The sequence below is a fragment of the Mucilaginibacter sp. 320_HR genome (genome assembly GCF_059691875.1).
Genome location: NZ_JCAWAI010000001.1, coordinates 385,916 through 402,244, shown reverse-complemented (window position 1 = coordinate 402,244; position 16,329 = coordinate 385,916). Strand labels below are relative to the sequence as shown.

15 protein-coding genes are annotated in these 16,329 nt (G+C 44.5%); 3 read left to right on the top strand and 12 right to left on the bottom strand.

The genetic code is table 11. The annotated features are described in order from the left end of the window. Positions 1–585 carry an RdgB/HAM1 family non-canonical purine NTP pyrophosphatase gene (rdgB, locus tag AC59GT_RS01735; protein WP_497236036.1) on the top strand — a complete coding sequence of 195 codons (585 nt, stop codon included), beginning with the start codon at positions 1–3 and terminating at the stop codon, positions 583–585. Here rdgB and AC59GT_RS01730 read toward each other — a convergent pair whose 3' ends face one another. Next, positions 586–3,009, bottom strand: coding sequence for an OstA-like protein (locus tag AC59GT_RS01730; protein ID WP_497236035.1), 2,424 nt, complete (start codon positions 3,007–3,009; stop codon positions 586–588). Positions 3,010–3,060: 51 nt separating this feature from the next. Here AC59GT_RS01730 and tilS point away from each other — a divergent pair, with 51 nt between their 5' ends. Both tilS and AC59GT_RS01720 read left to right on the top strand, forming a co-directional pair. Next, on the top strand, positions 3,061–4,395 hold the full coding sequence (gene tilS / locus AC59GT_RS01725) for a tRNA lysidine(34) synthetase TilS (protein WP_497236034.1): 1,335 nt from the start codon (positions 3,061–3,063) through the stop codon (positions 4,393–4,395). Beyond that, positions 4,392–4,874 (top strand): hypothetical protein, encoded by a 483-nt coding sequence (locus tag AC59GT_RS01720; protein ID WP_497236033.1) that lies wholly within the window; start codon positions 4,392–4,394, stop codon positions 4,872–4,874. The genes tilS and AC59GT_RS01720 overlap by 4 nt, the downstream gene beginning before the upstream one ends. 3 nt (positions 4,875–4,877) lie before the next feature. Here AC59GT_RS01720 and AC59GT_RS01715 read toward each other — a convergent pair whose 3' ends face one another. The 11 genes from AC59GT_RS01715 to AC59GT_RS01665 form a co-directional block, all read right to left on the bottom strand. Then, positions 4,878–6,491: a gliding motility protein RemB gene (locus tag AC59GT_RS01715; RefSeq protein ID WP_497236032.1), complete on the bottom strand. Its 1,614-nt coding sequence runs from the start codon at positions 6,489–6,491 to the stop codon at positions 4,878–4,880. Between the two features lie 28 nt (positions 6,492–6,519). Then, the gene (gene gmd, locus AC59GT_RS01710) at positions 6,520–7,656 is read right to left on the bottom strand and encodes a GDP-mannose 4,6-dehydratase (RefSeq protein ID WP_497236031.1); all 1,137 of its coding nucleotides are present in this window, start codon (positions 7,654–7,656) and stop codon (positions 6,520–6,522) included. Positions 7,657–7,738: 82 nt separating this feature from the next. Continuing rightward, positions 7,739–8,302 carry a DUF3109 family protein gene (locus AC59GT_RS01705; RefSeq protein ID WP_117384607.1) on the bottom strand — a complete coding sequence of 188 codons (564 nt, stop codon included), beginning with the start codon at positions 8,300–8,302 and terminating at the stop codon, positions 7,739–7,741. 5 nt (positions 8,303–8,307) lie between these two features. Continuing rightward, a complete protein-coding gene (locus tag AC59GT_RS01700) occupies positions 8,308–9,081 on the bottom strand; it encodes a DUF3108 domain-containing protein (protein WP_497236030.1) in 774 nt (257 codons plus the stop codon). Positions 9,082–9,129: 48 nt separating this feature from the next. Continuing rightward, positions 9,130–9,648: a DUF2480 family protein gene (locus tag AC59GT_RS01695; protein WP_497236029.1), complete on the bottom strand. Its 519-nt coding sequence runs from the start codon at positions 9,646–9,648 to the stop codon at positions 9,130–9,132. Positions 9,649–9,724: 76 nt separating this feature from the next. Beyond that, the gene (locus AC59GT_RS01690; RefSeq protein ID WP_497236028.1) at positions 9,725–11,824 is read right to left on the bottom strand and encodes a peptidylprolyl isomerase; all 2,100 of its coding nucleotides are present in this window, start codon (positions 11,822–11,824) and stop codon (positions 9,725–9,727) included. Positions 11,825–11,939: 115 nt separating this feature from the next. After that, entirely contained in the window at positions 11,940–12,536 is a 597-nt protein-coding gene (gene lptC / locus AC59GT_RS01685) for an LPS export ABC transporter periplasmic protein LptC (RefSeq protein ID WP_497236027.1), read from the bottom strand. Beyond that, positions 12,529–13,845, bottom strand: a complete 1,317-nt coding sequence (gene bamG / locus AC59GT_RS01680) for a BamG family beta-barrel-assembly machinery protein (RefSeq protein WP_497236026.1) — start codon at positions 13,843–13,845, stop codon at positions 12,529–12,531. Before bamG ends, lptC begins: the two co-directional genes overlap by 8 nt. Then, entirely contained in the window at positions 13,845–14,579 is a 735-nt protein-coding gene (locus AC59GT_RS01675) for a type III pantothenate kinase (RefSeq protein WP_497236025.1), read from the bottom strand. The genes bamG and AC59GT_RS01675 overlap by 1 nt, the downstream gene beginning before the upstream one ends. Then, positions 14,579–15,271: a phosphoribosylformylglycinamidine synthase subunit PurQ gene (gene purQ / locus AC59GT_RS01670; protein WP_117384614.1), complete on the bottom strand. Its 693-nt coding sequence runs from the start codon at positions 15,269–15,271 to the stop codon at positions 14,579–14,581. Before purQ ends, AC59GT_RS01675 begins: the two co-directional genes overlap by 1 nt. Before the next feature lie 45 nt (positions 15,272–15,316). Beyond that, the gene (locus AC59GT_RS01665; protein WP_497236024.1) at positions 15,317–16,303 is read right to left on the bottom strand and encodes a DUF6427 family protein; all 987 of its coding nucleotides are present in this window, start codon (positions 16,301–16,303) and stop codon (positions 15,317–15,319) included. Positions 16,304–16,329: the final 26 nt, after the last annotated feature.

The window sequence follows — 16,329 nt, the reverse complement described above, 5'->3', positions numbered from 1 at the left end:
ATGCAGGAACTAGTATTCGCTACAAACAACCGCCATAAACTGGAAGAAGTATCAGCCAAACTTAACGGCCGTTTTAAATTGCTCACGCTGGATGACATTGGCTTTAACGATGATATAGAAGAGACCGGCACCACATTTCGTGAGAATGCCTCTATAAAAAGCAAACTGATATGGGACCGCTATCAGCTAAATTGTTTTGGCGATGATAGCGGACTGGAAATTGGTGCCCTAAACGGCGAGCCTGGTATTTACTCCGCACGGTATGCCGGCGCACATGGTGATCACCAGGCAAATATTAATAAAGTGCTGGAGAATCTTAGCGGGTCAGACAATCGCAAGGCACAGTTCCGCACGGTGATTTCGCTGATATGGGGAGGTGCCGGGCACTTTTTTGAAGGTATTGTTGAGGGGACCATCCGTACGGAAATGTCGGGCGCAAAGGGCTTTGGTTACGATCCCATTTTTCAGCCCAACGGTTATGACGCTACGTTTGCAGAGATGACCATGGAGGAGAAGAACGCCATTAGCCACCGCGCTATAGCGGTTGAAAAGCTGGTAGCATTCCTTAACTCAGCAGCCGAATAGTTATGGCTTTTTAACAGCGGTAGTATCCTTAACCTGTTTCTTAGTTGTATCCGCTTTAATGCCTCCAATAGGTTTCATTGCTGGCTTTACTATGGTCTTGTCGGCGGCAGGCTTTAACAAAGGAGCAGTCTTAACGCCGGTACTGTCCTTACTACCCTTTGGCAGCAACAATGCGGGTGGTTTGTTTTTCGCGGTATCAGCAGGCATTTTATCGCTTGTGCCCGGCTTTAACGGAGGCTTGCCCTTGTTATTCTTAGCGGCGGCAGCGGCTTGTTTGCGGCTGTATGACGGAATGATAGACTCCTTGGAAATCGGCCTTTCTTTTGGCTTCCAAATAAAGCCTTTCAGTATCCGCTCATCCTCCTTAAACTTAGCCAACGGGCCATATCTATGCTCCGGCTTGGTAACATTAAACACGTCGGTAGCGCTGTTATCCTTAAAGAGGATCCGCATCCTGGTGGTAAGGGAACGCTCCATGCCTGATACTTTACCGCTATCGCGGGAATAATAGATACTTTCGGCATTGCCCGATACATACATCCGGTCTAGCTTATCATCTTTAAAAAAGCCACGCATTCGCTTGCCGGATACCTGGTTAAAGTTCACCGAGTCGTCTTTTTCAATATTCACGATGAATGCCGAAGGGAACATCATCAGGTTATCAATCTTCTTATTGTGCATTTGCAACGTAATGGTATCGCCTGAGAGTTGCGATCCCTGCGTCCAGATGAGCGGGTTTACAAAGCAGCGGAGTGTGGAATCGGCATAACTGTAGAACATTGAATCTGACTTCGCCTGCAGGTCAGATTTAAAAAGCTTTGCATTATGGTAAGCCTTAACAATCCTGATGCGGGCGGTATCACTAAGTGTTATCGGCCTCACCTTAAATACGGGGTCGTTGTCAACCTCGTCGGCCACATCTCTTGGCGGCTGTTCCTGTCCGTTTGCTGCTTTCGGCTGCTGCCTGCCTTTGGCACCCTTATCGGCTTTACCATTTGCAGCTACAACCGGTGTGGCTTGTTTTTTTGGCAATCCAAACAGCAGCGGCAACATAATGCTATCCCGACGGCTGCCCGGCGGCCTTAGTACAAGCAGCTCCCCGCGCCTGTATTTGGAGCCTGCTTTGGCGTTTGCTGCTGCAGCTTTTATCTTGGTGGTATCGCGTATGCGGGAAAGTCGCTCCTTCTCAATCATGTCCTTATACGCCTTGTAGGTCATCATTTGGGTGACCAGTACATCGGCAGATATGTACACGGAATCGTGCTTGGTCTTCTCCCTGGGTTTTAGCTTCGCAAGAGAATCGACTTTTATTGAGGAATCCCGTTTAGCAAGCGTATCTGTACTCAGGGCTTTTACCGGCGTACCCAGCGGCGGCGCTTTAATAGGGCTGACTGGTGGAGTTGCTTTTACCGGAGTGCCCAAAGGCGCTTTAGCAACGTCTAATAATGGCGCTTTAATAGGAGATACTTTTTTACCCTTCCCTGCCTTAACATCTTTAGTAGCATTAGGAGCAACAGAGTCTTTAGCGGTAGTATCCCGTTCCTCAGTAACAATAACAACATACGGGTCCTGGGTTACCACAGTGCGCTCTTCATCTTTGTAATAGTTTGCCAGGTCGCCATACAAATTGGTTTTCTGCTCACTATCTGTAAATATCACATGCTTTACCGCACGGCCAAGGCCTGCTTTTTTATCATAAAACAGACTGTCCCCTTTTAACCTTTTTGTGCCCGATTTATACAAGTTCCTTTTACCAAAGAAGGCTTGTTCCGTAATGGTATTATACAAACCATTTTCGGTGTAGAGCGTGTCCTTCTTGTCTTTAGTATCGTAAATGTTGGTTGGGCCATAAAAGTAGGCTATGCGCGTACCCGAATTATACCGCATGGTGTCGGTTTTTATCAAGGCGTCGGGCGTAACCTCTACTACATCATAACGGAAGTAAGCATCTCTCGAAAAAGCAAAATAGTAGCCGTTCTTACTGGTAAGCGTGTTGTCTTTATTTACAATTTTGCCGCCCCCGGTATAGGTACCAATGCGGGTAGCCGTATTGTAGGTAAGATAATTGGTGGTGAGCGTCGCATCCTTGTCAACCATCTTTACGTTGTCGGTAAGGATAGCCACCTTGGTGTTGCCGTTATAATTAAGTTTATCGCTAAAGATGTTCAGCGTGTCACCCTGTGTAATGTTCACGTGGCCAAAGGCATCAAAAGCATTATCCTGCACGTAGAAGTAAGCACTGTCTGACCGCATTACCGAATAATCCTGCTGAAATATGCCTTGGTGTACCTTTACTACATCTTTTCCGTTTATCCTTACGTTCTCGGTACTTGAAGAGTGGATAAGGTTCACTACAGATCTTTTCTGCGCAAATGCAGTAACAGCAGTGAGTATAAAAAGGATACTAAAGACGTATTTTATCACAATGGCAAAATTAGTTTTTTGCTGGGGTTATTAAATTAATAATTTTGGCTAATGCTTCCTGTAGAACGCTTTACCGGGTTTATAAACCAACATAACCTATTCCGCAGGGACACCAAAATCCTGGCGGCGGTGAGCGGCGGTATGGATTCTGTTCTGATGGCGCATTTACTTAGTTTATCGGGTTATAATTTTGGCATAGCTCATTGCAACTTTATGCTCCGCGGCAGCGACGCGAATGCCGATCAGGAATTTACCCGACAGCTGGCTCAACAGCTTAACAAACCTTTCTATACCATTAACTTTGATACCGCAGGTTACGCATCAGAACATAAAATATCTATCCAGATGGCTGCCCGCGAGCTTAGGTATAACTGGTTTGATCAACTGATTAAAACCGAAGGCTTTGATACAGTTGCCCTTGCACACCATCAGAACGATACGATTGAAACAATATTGTTAAACCTTACACGTGGTACGGGCATCGCCGGACTGCATGGCATTTTACCCAAAAACGGTAACCTTGCCCGCCCCTTATTAGGCTTTACCAGAGAAGAAATAGAACGAATAGTAACAGCAGAGCGACTTGAATACCGGGAAGATAGTTCCAACGCTTCCACCAAGTATGCACGCAATAAGATACGGCATGAAGTTGTGCCGGTACTTAAGGCCCTTAACCCCAACCTGGAGGCTACCTTTGAAAACAATTTGCGCGGGTTTCGTGAACTGGAGCAACTGCTTGACGAAACCGTAGAGAAGCACCGCCGCCAGCTTGTAACGGTTGCGGACGACGAAATACGCATTGAAATTGATCAGATAGATAAGCTGTCGCCTAAAAGGCTGCTTATGTTTAAACTGCTGCAGCCTTATGGCTTTACTGAGCCGGTGGTAGACGACTTGCTGACTGCCTTAGGCAAACACGCCGGCAGGGTCTTCGAAAGCGGAAGTCATCAGTTGGTTGTCGATCGTAAAGAGATCATTATTTCTGAATTAGTGAAGCAGCCTTTTGAAGAGATTACCATAGAAGCTCATCAGCATACGGCTCACCTCGGCAGCTATAAGCTTACTATTTTACATGATGATAGTCCGCTGATCATCAGAGATAATCCTTTGGCAGTATCAGTAGATGCTGATAAGCTTAGTTATCCGCTTACCGTACGCAGCTGGCAGCAGGGCGATCAATTTTACCCTTTGGGGATGCGGACACGTAAGAAGCTGAGTGATTTTTTCGTTAGTGAGAAGGTGCCGCTCCATAAAAAGAAGGATGTACCCGTGTTAGTGAATGCCAATGGCGACATCATCTGGCTGGGCGGCTACCGGCCCGACAACAGGTACAAGGTAGATGATACAACTAAAAAAGTTACTATATTCGAACTCACCAAAATATGAGCGATAAAGCCGTTTTTACCGAAAAGCAGTACCTGGGCCGCGAGTGGATCCCTATTACCATTCGCCTGATACTGGCAATGTTTTGTTTCGCGGCATATTTCTTTACAGATGAGCGCGAACTAAACGGCGACCTGCTGGCAGTGGTTGGTTTTTCTATTATTACTATTTCTATCATCATGGGTTTCCTGCTGCACTTCCGCACCAGGGTAATCAATAAAAGCATATTGGTTGACGGGCTTTGGACAACCCGCCTGGTTAAAATAGACCTGAACAGTATTGTTAAGGTAGAAAAAGGGGTTTATAGCCGCTACTGGTTCAATAACCCCGTGTACAACCTGCACTCTAAAGGCACCATAAGATTTTACACAGCCGGTAACGACGCTATCCATCTAACAGATAGGGACGGACTGCTCTACATTATCGGATCACAGCATGCAAATGAGTTCCTGCGAGCCATACAAGAAGAAATGAAATCTTGATTCCTAGTGCGACCTAAAACTTGTAATATCAGTATACATATCCCTAAACGAGCTGCGGATACCAAAGGTGATCATTGCGGTTTTATCATTAAAAGCGCTGTTCTTCTCGGTGCGGTAAATACCACCAAGTTCCACACGTAAATTGGTCTTTGGATTAATTACGAATGCCACTTTCCCCTGCAGGTAAACCATATTGGTTGTTAAACCCTGGCCAATGTAATTCCCATCAAACTTAACCGGGTTGCGGTACGACAGGAAGATATTTTTACCATTGTTCTCCGCAGTACCTACATCAAGGCCGTAATGGCCAAGGTCTACTTCGCCGGAAAAGTCAAAACGCTGATAGGAGTAATTAAGCAAGCCTACGTATTCGCGGAAATTAGCACCCCATGGATGCGCAAGTGGCTCGCTGTTGGCCGAATAATTAATAATAGAAGAACGTTCTGAGTAGGTATATGGCCTTGCACTGTTGGTTTCGGCAAGGTAGTTCAGGTTCTTCACTCCAAACAGGTTAGCTCCCCTTACACCAAGCTGGTAGCCAAATTTATTACGGTAGCTACCCGGGTTAGAGAAGAACTGCTTAGACTCAAACTCATCAAGTGAGAACTGGCCGTAAGCTGTAAGGCCATCGCTTATCTTGTATTTGGTGGTAAGACCAATAAGCGCGTTATCCGGAGAACCATTAGAGGCTTCCACCGGGCGCAAGAAAATAAAAGGGTTAATATAGTTAAGGTCGAAACCATGCTTGTGCCCTGAGTCGTCCTGATCAGCCCAAATAACGGAATCGAAGAAACCAATGGACACCCGGTTGCTGACATTCCAGTCCAGGTAGTGGAATACGCCCCATTTATGCCGATCAATGAACAGATCACTGGTTGCAGCCGGATCATTAAAGTAGCCCCACATAGAAATGTATTTAACATTCCCAACGTTGGCGGTAACCCTGAAATAGGGATAAGGCGACGCATAATCTGACAAAAGCATAGAACGGTAACCATCACCCACAAAAGATTTGTCGCGCCCCGCAGAAAAGTTGAAGTACTTGCTAGGGGTGTAAGATACATTTGCTGTGATGTACCGCCAATTGTAAGCATCCGGATCGCTAGACAGCACACGGGCAACTGCAGTACCTGGTATGATGCCCACCTGATTAATATAAGTAGAAAGATAATCCGGGAACTTTGCATTGCTGAGGTACCCGGTAATGTTGTAAGATAATTTACTACCGGCAGCTGTACCACCAAGCTGTAAACCTATGGAACTGTAATGTGTGGTCTTCTTTCCGGAAAAATCCCGACCGATCTGGAAGTCGGGCAGCAGATCTGCGTAAAATGTTGATGTAGGCTTTTGGATATCAATTAGGTGCTCATTGAATATTTTGGCGTACGCGCCATCTTTTACAACGCCGTAGTTCACCAGCGAATCGTAACGGGTACTCAATAAAGAATCATCAGCGAAATATGGTTTAAATGCGGTGTGAACACGGGTTTTGGTGGAATATACTTCTGCATTCAGCTTTTGGAAAAACTGGTAAGAATAGGGTTGATATACAGACTGGGCCTTTACCGCACCCGCAGTAAACAGTAAAATTATACTGCTGATTATGGTTTTCTTCATAAATATAAAGACATGGGATTAACCCGATTTATTCAAAATAGTTTAAAGTTTTAAAGCCGCCGGCTCTTAAGCACTCATCCTTCTTTGCAAGGTGGAGATCTGCTTTTACCATATCTTCCACAAGCGCCTGCAAATCGTATTTGGGTTGCCAGCCTAGTTCCCGGTGCGCTTTGGATGGGTCACCAATTAACAACTCTACTTCCGTAGGCCTAAAGTATTTTGCATCTACCTTTACAACTGTTTGCCCGGGCGCCAGTACCGATGTATTAAGGCCCAGTTCCGCAACCGTACTTTCATCAACATCAATTATTACACCTTTTTCAAACTGATCTCTCCCGCTAAACTCAATAGTAACCCCCAACTCTGCGAAAGCCATTTTAATAAACTCTCTTACGGTAGTGGTTACGCCGGTAGCTATTACAAAATCCTCAGGTTTATCCTGTTGTAACATTACCCACATAGCCTCTACGTAATCTTTTGCATGGCCCCAATCGCGCTGTGCCGAAAGATTTCCTACATATAGCGTGCTCTGTAGCCCTAAAGCTATCTTAGACACCGCGCGTGTAATTTTTCGCGTCACAAAAGTTTCCCCGCGTACAGGGCTCTCATGATTGAACAAGATGCCGTTACAGGCATACATCCCATAAGCTTCGCGATAATTTACTATTATCCAGTAGCCGTACAATTTAGCCACAGCATACGGAGACCGCGGGTAAAACGGCGTTGTTTCACTTTGCGGCACTGCCTGAACCAGTCCGTACAACTCAGAGGTAGAAGCTTGGTACAAACGAGTTTTTTTTGTCAGACCCAATAACCTTATGGCTTCCAAAATCCGCAACACGCCTATCCCATCCGCATTGGCGGTATACTCCGGCGTGTCGAAACTTACCTTAACATGGCTTTGAGCGCCCAGATTGTAAATTTCATCGGGCTGAACTTCCTGTATGATACGTATAAGATTGGTAGAATCGGTAAGATCTCCGTAGTGGAGGTGCAGCCTTACGCCTGTTTCATGAGGGTCCTGATACAGGTGATCGACGCGGTCTGTATTTAAAGATGAAGCCCTGCGTTTAACGCCATGTACCTCGTAACCCTTTTTAAGTAAAAATTCGGCTAAATACGCACCGTCCTGACCTGTAATACCTGTTATTAACGCTTTCCTCATCAACTGCTATTGGGTTGAGTAATATAGTTCAGCAAATATTGCCAAAATAATTCAGAAAGCAGGTGTCGGCTAGTGGTTGGTGCTATATACCAGCAACAAAGTCCTCCAGATCCCGGTACCACTCTTCGCCGTATTTACGAATAAGGGGCCCTTTCAGGAACTCGTGCACTTTCACCTGCAGCTCGTTGCCAAAGCTGCATGCCGGGCTGCAAATGCTCCAGCGATCATAGTTCAACACATCAAACTCCGGGTAAGCGGTAATGCGGATAGGATATAAATGACAGGAGATAGGTTTTTGCCAATCTATGTCGCCGTGCTCATAAGCTTTTTCTATAGCACACTTCGTGATGCCGTTTTCCCAGGTAACATAGGCGCACTCTTTGTTCTTGTCTACACATGGGGTAGTGTAATCTCCTTCAAAGTCTGTTACGTGTGTGCCTTCCCGCTCTATAGTGGCAATACCTTTGGCGGTCATGTAAGGCTTTACCTTAGGGTAGATATCTTTTAATATCGCCAGTTCATCATGGTTTAAGGGCGCACCAGAGTCGCCCTCAAGGCAGCACGCACCTTTACATTTGTTTAAATTACAAACAAAGTTCTCTCTTATAACATCTTCGTGCAGTAAAACGCTGCCTACTTCAATCATCAGTTCTATTTTTTAACGGGGTTAAGCGGATATTTTAAACCGCTGGCCTGCGTAAGATCCATCACCAGGCTACCAACAACCAACTCCACATGAGCCTTAACAGGTATGCGGTTCTTGTCATCTGTAATCCACAAATATAGCATACTGTTTTTTCTAAATATGCGGCCGGGGATAATGGTGGGGTTAAACTTTAAACAATTAAACGTACCCAAACCGCACTTTACCTGTTCTTTACCCAGGTAAGTAATGGTAAGGGTGTGTATGCCATCTTCCAGAAAGTAGCGCAGGTCCAGCTTCTGCCCTATCTTCAAGCCAGATACATCAATGTTGCGGGCATAATAGTAGGCCGACAGGAAATCAAACACGTTGCCTTTGAACGGGTATTTACCACGATTGGCAGTAATAATGTCCTTTTCATGATCAAAGGTAACCTTGTCCGAGTGCTTGTAGCTGGCTTCTTTGCGTTCTTCACTATAATAATAAGGCAGCAGCGTATGCGGATCTATAAAGGTTTCATATCTATTCCGCACCTTAAAAAGCAGGTTAAATGTACCTGCAGTATTGGCGTTAGCAAAAATATGTAAAGCAGGTTTGCCTTCGAATTTTTGTGCGCTGTTCTCTACTTTTATTACCGCTTCTGCAGCTGTAAAAAAACCATACTTAAGCTTGTAGGTAATTTGCTCACCGGGCTGAAAAGCAACCTCATCCGTTTTGGTAACTTCCTGGCAAAAACTCTTGGTGAAGAAAAGCAGCAGCAAAAAGGGCAAGTAGTTTTTCATTCAAATTATAATCGTTCCCACGTGAGACGATGCAACCCAGCCAGCAGTTTAATCTTTACGCTTGTAAATAGGTACAGTGGAGCAAGGTTCGCCAAACATCAGGCTCTTTGCAACAGGTGTAAGCCTTTTAGTAAGCTCTACATAAGCTGACACTGGCACCGGGGTATCTCCGCAGCCCTTAATAACGAGCCGCTGATCCCGATATTGTTCAACGTCGAGGTTAGCTTCCATCTGCTTTGTAAACAGAACTGTCTCCAATACATCAGCGTCTCCAAATACAATGTCTTTCGCGTAAGGTGCCATACGGTTAGCAAGCAGCATATAAGCCCATGCCGGTACAATAGCGTCGGCAGAACAGGTTACTGCAATATACTTATTCTGGTACTGTGTCCAGTCATGTCCTTTTACAAAATCTCTAAAATCCTTCTCACGTAGAATAAGCCCGTGGAAAAGGTTTTCCTTTATATCATACACCACGCGTTCACCTTGTGGATAAAACTGCGCAGGGTCAATCGTTACCAGCCCGCTTTGCGCCACTTTATTAATGATGGTTTCCTGAATATCCATTTTGCCGTTCTTAATCAAAAAAAATCCGGCAACAGCTGTACGCTATTACCGGATACAAAAATACTTTAAATTTAGCTTATAAGAACTTAGCCCTGTTATCTTTTACAATAGCCTTATCTTTCAGTGCTTCCAACACCTGGTTGCCTGCGCGCTGCTCAAGCGTTTGTGCCAGGGTTTGTTTCTCCCTTACCAGGTTAGTTGCAGGTGCAGGGTTTACAAAGCTGTCCAAGCTTACCACGTAAACACCCTGTACACCATCAATAGGCTTAGATAGTTTGTTTGGCTGCAATCCAAATACAGTACCTATAACTTTATACTCGGCAGCTGCGCCTGGTATAACCGGGTTAGCAAATACTATATTTTGCAAAGGTACCGCTTTGGTGCCTGCTTTTTGCGCTACCTGATCTATAGAAGACGCACCGCTTAAAGCCGACTGGAATTTATCGGTAAGTTGTTTTGCTTTAACCCTGATCTTTACAGCAGGGGTTATTTCTGCCTTAACAGCGTCAAGGCTAAGGAAACCTACCGGCTTAATTTCGGCAAGGCGGGCTACTACATACTGATCGCCTATAGGGTAAACCTCTTCAGAGAAGTCTCCTTTATCTGCTTTAAAAGCCCACTTTACTAATGCACGTGCATTTTCAAGGCCCGGCAATACAGCAGCCGTACCAGTGATATCGAAAGCGTTCTTAACAGAAAGACCGGCTTTCTTTGCTTCCGCTTCGAAGTTGTCTTTATTTAAAGAGCTCAGGAATGCCTGCGCTTTATTGTAAACAGCATTTTGTGTTTGCTCGCTTGCCTCAAGTGGCTTATCTACCTGGGCAACCTTAACAACTTTAGATGATCCTTTTTGGCTTTGGATCTCGATAAGGTGAACACCAAACTGAGAGGTTACGATCTTCATATCGCCTTGTTTGCCATCAAATGCCGCGTCCTCGAAAACCGGGATCATAGCACCGCGACCAAATGTAGGCAGATCGCCACCGTTTGTACCAGACTGCTTGTCGGTAGAAAACTTCTTAGCCAAATCTGCAAAGGTTGCTTTACCGCTTTGTATTAGCGCTTTTAACGAATCGGCCTTTGCCTGTGCCCTTGGCAAACCACCTTCGGCAGCCGGGTCAAGCAGGATGTGACGTGCTTTCACTGAATCCGGACCAACTTTGGTATCTATAAGTTTAGCGATTTTATAGCTACCGTTAGAAAGGTATGGGCCGTAAGTAAAGCCTTTCTCTGCATTGAACATTACCGAATCCAGCTGCGGATCTAACCTTCCTTTTTTAACGTAAGCTATTGGCGTTTTTGTCTCAGAATTTACCTGAACAAATAGTGAGTCGTTGGTAGATGCCTTAAAGTCGGCAGCCAGTTTATCTACTTGTACTTTAATAGCAGCGCTATCCGCTTTAGACGGTGCAGCGTTAAAGCTTACGTAGTTAATGTTCCTTAACTCTTCTTTATTTTTAAACTCGTTTTTGTGCTCGTTGTAGTACGCATTAAAGTCGTCGTCTGTAGGAGTTACCTTGTTGTCTGGAATAGATGCATAATCCAAAACAGCATACTTAAAGTTAGCAAGCTTGTTTTTGCCCTGATATTCGTCCTGTGCTTCCAGCGAATTGATGTAAAGGCCATTGCTTACCAGCGACACATATTTTTGCTGCGTGCGGCTTTTAATCACTTCGCTTACAAAAGCAGCCCATGATGAAAGCTGAGCGGTATCTGCTTTATTAGACTGGATGTAAGTAAGGAACTGGTTTAACCTGGCACGATCAAACTGACCGGTTTGCGGGTCTGAGAACTGTCGCGCTATTTGTGGGTCAGGGTTGCTGCCGCTAACCATTGATTGTATTTCGGCATCGCCAACAACCAAACCTAATTTTTCAATTTCTTTACCCAGCAACTTCTCTGTTAAGAATTGGTTCCAGGTGGTTTCCTGTAAGTAGCTGGTAATTTGCGGAGAAATGCTTTGCCCTTGTTGTTTAAACTGGTTAGTAGCAATATCCAGCCTTTGGTTAAACTTGTTATAGCTTATCGCGCTGCCGTTCACTTCGCCTATATCAGTTTGGTTATCCCTGAAAATAGAACTTCCGGATTTGATCACTTCTTCGGCTACAAAACCCAGCAGTGCCAAACCAATCACAATTGCGAGAATTTTACCCATCCGCTCCCGCAAATAACTCATTATGCCCATATAACTCTTCTAATATATATTTTAATAGTTCTCAAAAAAGAGGCGCAAGATACAATTTTTACTAAAATTCTATTACACAAAAAATTGCGTAAAAATTACAGTGGATTTACTGCGCCAGGTTGTCGCCATTTACGTGAATAACACCAGTTGCATTCTGAAATATCGGGTGCAGCAGCTTATCATCGCTTGTAAAACTGGTACCGTGCATAATATCGCCGTTAGCTTTGGTCATCTCCACCATTTTAGTAGAATAAATGGTCTTCTTTTCGGTATCGTAAATCAACTGGTCCGACTTATAAACGGTGCCCTCTGTGTTGCGCGCAACAACGTTCTTCCTGAACTCCATAAATTTATTCTCGTTGCGGGTAACAGCAGAGTCGGACACGATAGTACCGGCTTCCTTTAGATCCTTGTCAAGAAAGATGATTTTGACACCTTTAGGCATAACGCTGATAGAATCCTTCTGCTTGCCCTGGTATTGCACCATCAAGGGGGAGATAACACGAAACTTCACTATAGCCGAGTCACTGAAAATAACATCTACTCCCTTGGTGGTTTGGATAGGTTTGGTAGCGTCGGCAGCTGCTATTGCTTTAATCTTGTTGATATCGTTCTCGCAGGCACTAAAAAACATTGCCGCGAAAAGAGCGGCAAATGTGTAGTGCTTTAAAGAAACCTGATGAACAAAATTAAGCTTAATCATACCTGTACTTCACAAACCATTGATCGTTCAGCGTAAAGGATAGGTGAAGGTTCACATACTTTTCTTTTACCAGATTGTTAGTAAGCGTTCCACGCTGGCCATATTCTGCCGAAAGGTTTATTTTGTAGAAAGCGTTGTTGTTACGTGGCAACGGCAAGCCTAACCCAAAGGTTGCAGCGTAGCGCTTTATATTGGTGTTATTTATGTTTAAGTACGTCTGATCGTATATCACCCCGAAGCGGTAGTCAACACGTGCAAGGTAACTTGATAGCGATGCTGCATTTGGTGTTACCTGGCCACCTACGTTAAATGTGCGGCTGTTCTGCAAACCTTTGTTCACACCGGCAACTGTAAGATTGCTCCAGTTACCTATGCTATAGTCGGCACCAATCAGGTATTTACCATCGTACTGGTAGCTTATACCAAAGTGATTTATCTGTGGCAACGCTACTTTTGCTTTTGGGCTCTGGCGGTTCACCAGGCTGTCAGTTGCTATATCCTGGTTACCATTTGCATCGGTGAAGTAGCTGCTTACAATGTAGCTATTGCGTGAATTCAACTTAGAGCTTGCTGATGCAGAGTAACCAAAAGTTAGGTGTTTACGTGGCGAAAAATCTATGCTGTACTGTACCCCGTAATCGTAAGTTAAACCGTTTATGGCGTTGCTTTCTTCTTCGCGTGAGTTTAGAGTGCCGAACAATTTAGGCACTTCTGTTGATTGGGTTTCCTTTAGGTTACCAAAAATGTAAGAGCCGTTGATACCCAGCGATAAACCACCAAAACGATGACCGTAACCAAAGAAGAATTTAGATAAGCCACCATCTCCTGAGTACAGGTAGTTAACTTCGTTTGTATCTGCAGGCAGACCGGTACCAAAGTTGCTTTGTTTTTGACGGTAATTGTAACCTAACTCCGAATACGGCATAAGGCCGAATGCGAAAGCAGATTTCTTAGATATTGGGAATGCGAACGCCAAATGGTTGTACCTAAAGCTGGCATTTGTTTGATTGCTCTGGCCGCTTTTAGTTAAAGTGTTGATGTTGCTGCTTACACCGGCATCAATAATAGTGTAATTGATTGACGCGTAAGACGCAGGATTTAGCGGATTAATATAGTTATAGCCGCTTATTTTGTTAATGGCAGTACCTATACCGCCCATACCAAGGCTTTGAGGCAATACACTCGGGCTAAGATCGCCGATACCATACCTGGAGTAAGGTGAACTTGTAGTAGCGGTAGATTGTGCATTTGCACCGGCCGCCGCTGCTGTTAAAGAAAGTATAAGTATGAACCGTATGTATCTAATCATTATGCTTGTATCGCTGCGTTTAATCCTTTAAGAACCAGGTAGGGTTCAATTTTTATATAGGGGGCAAAGATGCTATTTTTCAAAAGAGTATCAAAGAAAATACTATCGCCCCCGCTTAGTATGATATTGCACTCCCGGTGTGTATTTGTATAGCTTTCTATAAAACCTGTAAGCTCGTATTTTATCCCGTTTTGCACTCCCGAAGTAATTGCAGATGCGGTATCGTCTCCGCTACTCCTGTCAAAGCCTGCGTCGGCTTGTAACAACGGCAGCCCGCCGGTATAGTAATTCAAGGCTTTATAACGCATATTTAGGCCGGGTGATATGCTCCCTCCAAAATAATTTGTCTCTGCATCAACATAATCATACGTAATGGTTGTGCCCCCGCTTATAATCATGTTGTTTGTACCAGGATATAATCGATTAGCGCCCACTACCGCGGCCAGCCTGTCGGGGCCTAAGGTTGCTGGTGTTTTGTAATGGTTGTTTATACTTGTAGCAACTGTGCTGTTAAAGTTTATTGTATCAAACCGGTCTTCCAATTTCAGCAGCCAAGTGGCTTTCTCTTTCCTTACCGACGATATTATTGCTTTAGCGATGTTGTAGTCCGTAAATAAAGTGTCTATCTCCTCTTCAGCAGGATCGGCGTATTGCTTTACACACTGCAGTTCATCACCTTCAAACACCGCTATTTTCACCAGCGTGTTACCAATATCAACAACCAGGTTTGCCATTAGGCATTAGCCAACGCTATAATCGACTCGAAAATAGCCAAGCCATCCTGGTTGCCTACCAATGCTTCTGAGGCGCGCTCAGGGTGTGGCATAAAGCCAAACACGTTGCGGTCTTTGTTACAAACACCGGCAATATTCTCCAGTGAACCGTTAGGGTTAGCATCATCGGTTATATTACCAGCCTCGTCGCAATAACGGAAAAGTACCTGGTCGTTATCATTAATCTCTTTAAGCACATCGGCGTCTGCAAAATAGTTGCCTTCACCATGTGCAATTGGTATTTTTAAAGCACGCTCCGGCTCAATACCACGGGTAACCAGCGAGTTAGTGGTTTGTGGTTTAAGATAGATATTACGGCAGATGAACTTACGGGTTTTATTGTGCAGCAGCGCTCCCGGTACCAGGCCGGCTTCGGCAAGTATCTGGAAACCATTGCATATGCCAAGCACTTTACCACCCTTCGCAGCAAACTGTATAACTTCCTGCATAATAGGTGAAAAACGAGCGATAGCGCCTGAGCGCAAATAGTCGCCAAAGGAAAAGCCACCAGGTAAAACTATAAAGTCGGCACCCTGAAGATCATGATCTTTATGCCATAACCTAACCACATCCTGTCCCATAACATTTTGCAGTACGTGGATGATGTCTTCATCACAATTGGAGCCCGGAAATATTACTACGCCAAATTTCATGTTACAAAACTAACACATAAGCCCAAATAAGGACGAATGTAAAAGTTAAAAAGTGTTAAACTGGAAATATACTATGCTGATAAGCAGCAGCAAATACAATCCTTCGTAAAACCAACGCTTAGTTGCGTTATGAAAATAATAAGAAAAGAATACCGCCAAAGGCACTACGCACATGATAAAATGCGCAAGGTTAAAATCTGCTTTGATGTAAAATGAAAGCCCTGCAATAAGCAATACAAAAAACAACAACTGCAAGCATTTGCGCACCTGCACGTAGCTTTTGTAAAAATTTTGCTGAAGCTTAATAAAGTATAAAGCCAGAATAACCAGCACAGGCACCAGCACCAGGTAATTAAGATAATTTATCCTGACAGCATTGGGGAACTTTGAACCCAGCGGCGCCCATATGCGGAAGAAATTACCAAAACGTCCGCTCAAATAATAAATAACGGCCAGGAAGAAAAATACGGTTACATAGCCAAGTACGGCAGATACCCACTCGCGCCAGCTAAACGGGCGGAAAATGACAAGGCCGATCCACACTGCCAGGAACATGAATATGAATGGAAGATAGATTAGCGAACCAATTGCTACTATTATCCCCAGGTCATAAGCGGTGGACTTTGCATCATCGCCTTTGTAAAAGCTGGCCAGCTTAAACAGCATCCATATAAGCAGGAAGTTGCATATAAGCGGCGCACTTAATATCATGAACGGCTTAAAAAGTGACGCTACTGTCACGTACATTAAAGCCGGCAGAAAAGTGGGCTTGCCCAGCAGGTTATAATGATTAACGAAGTAGTTTACCAGCACTGCCTGCCCCAGCACTAAAATACCCGCCAGGAAAACATTAAGGGCGGTTGAAAAAGCGTATTCGTAAGTTACGGGTATCAGCAACCGTGCAAAAGGCTCCACAAAAATAAACTCTACCCTGTCTGGCGCGCTTACTATAAAACCAATACGCAGCAAGTAGAGCAGAATGGCAAGCCAAAGAATGCTGAGGGGATTATAAAGCTTAAAAAAGTTGACCATAGCGGCTTGCTTGTGGCGGCAAAATT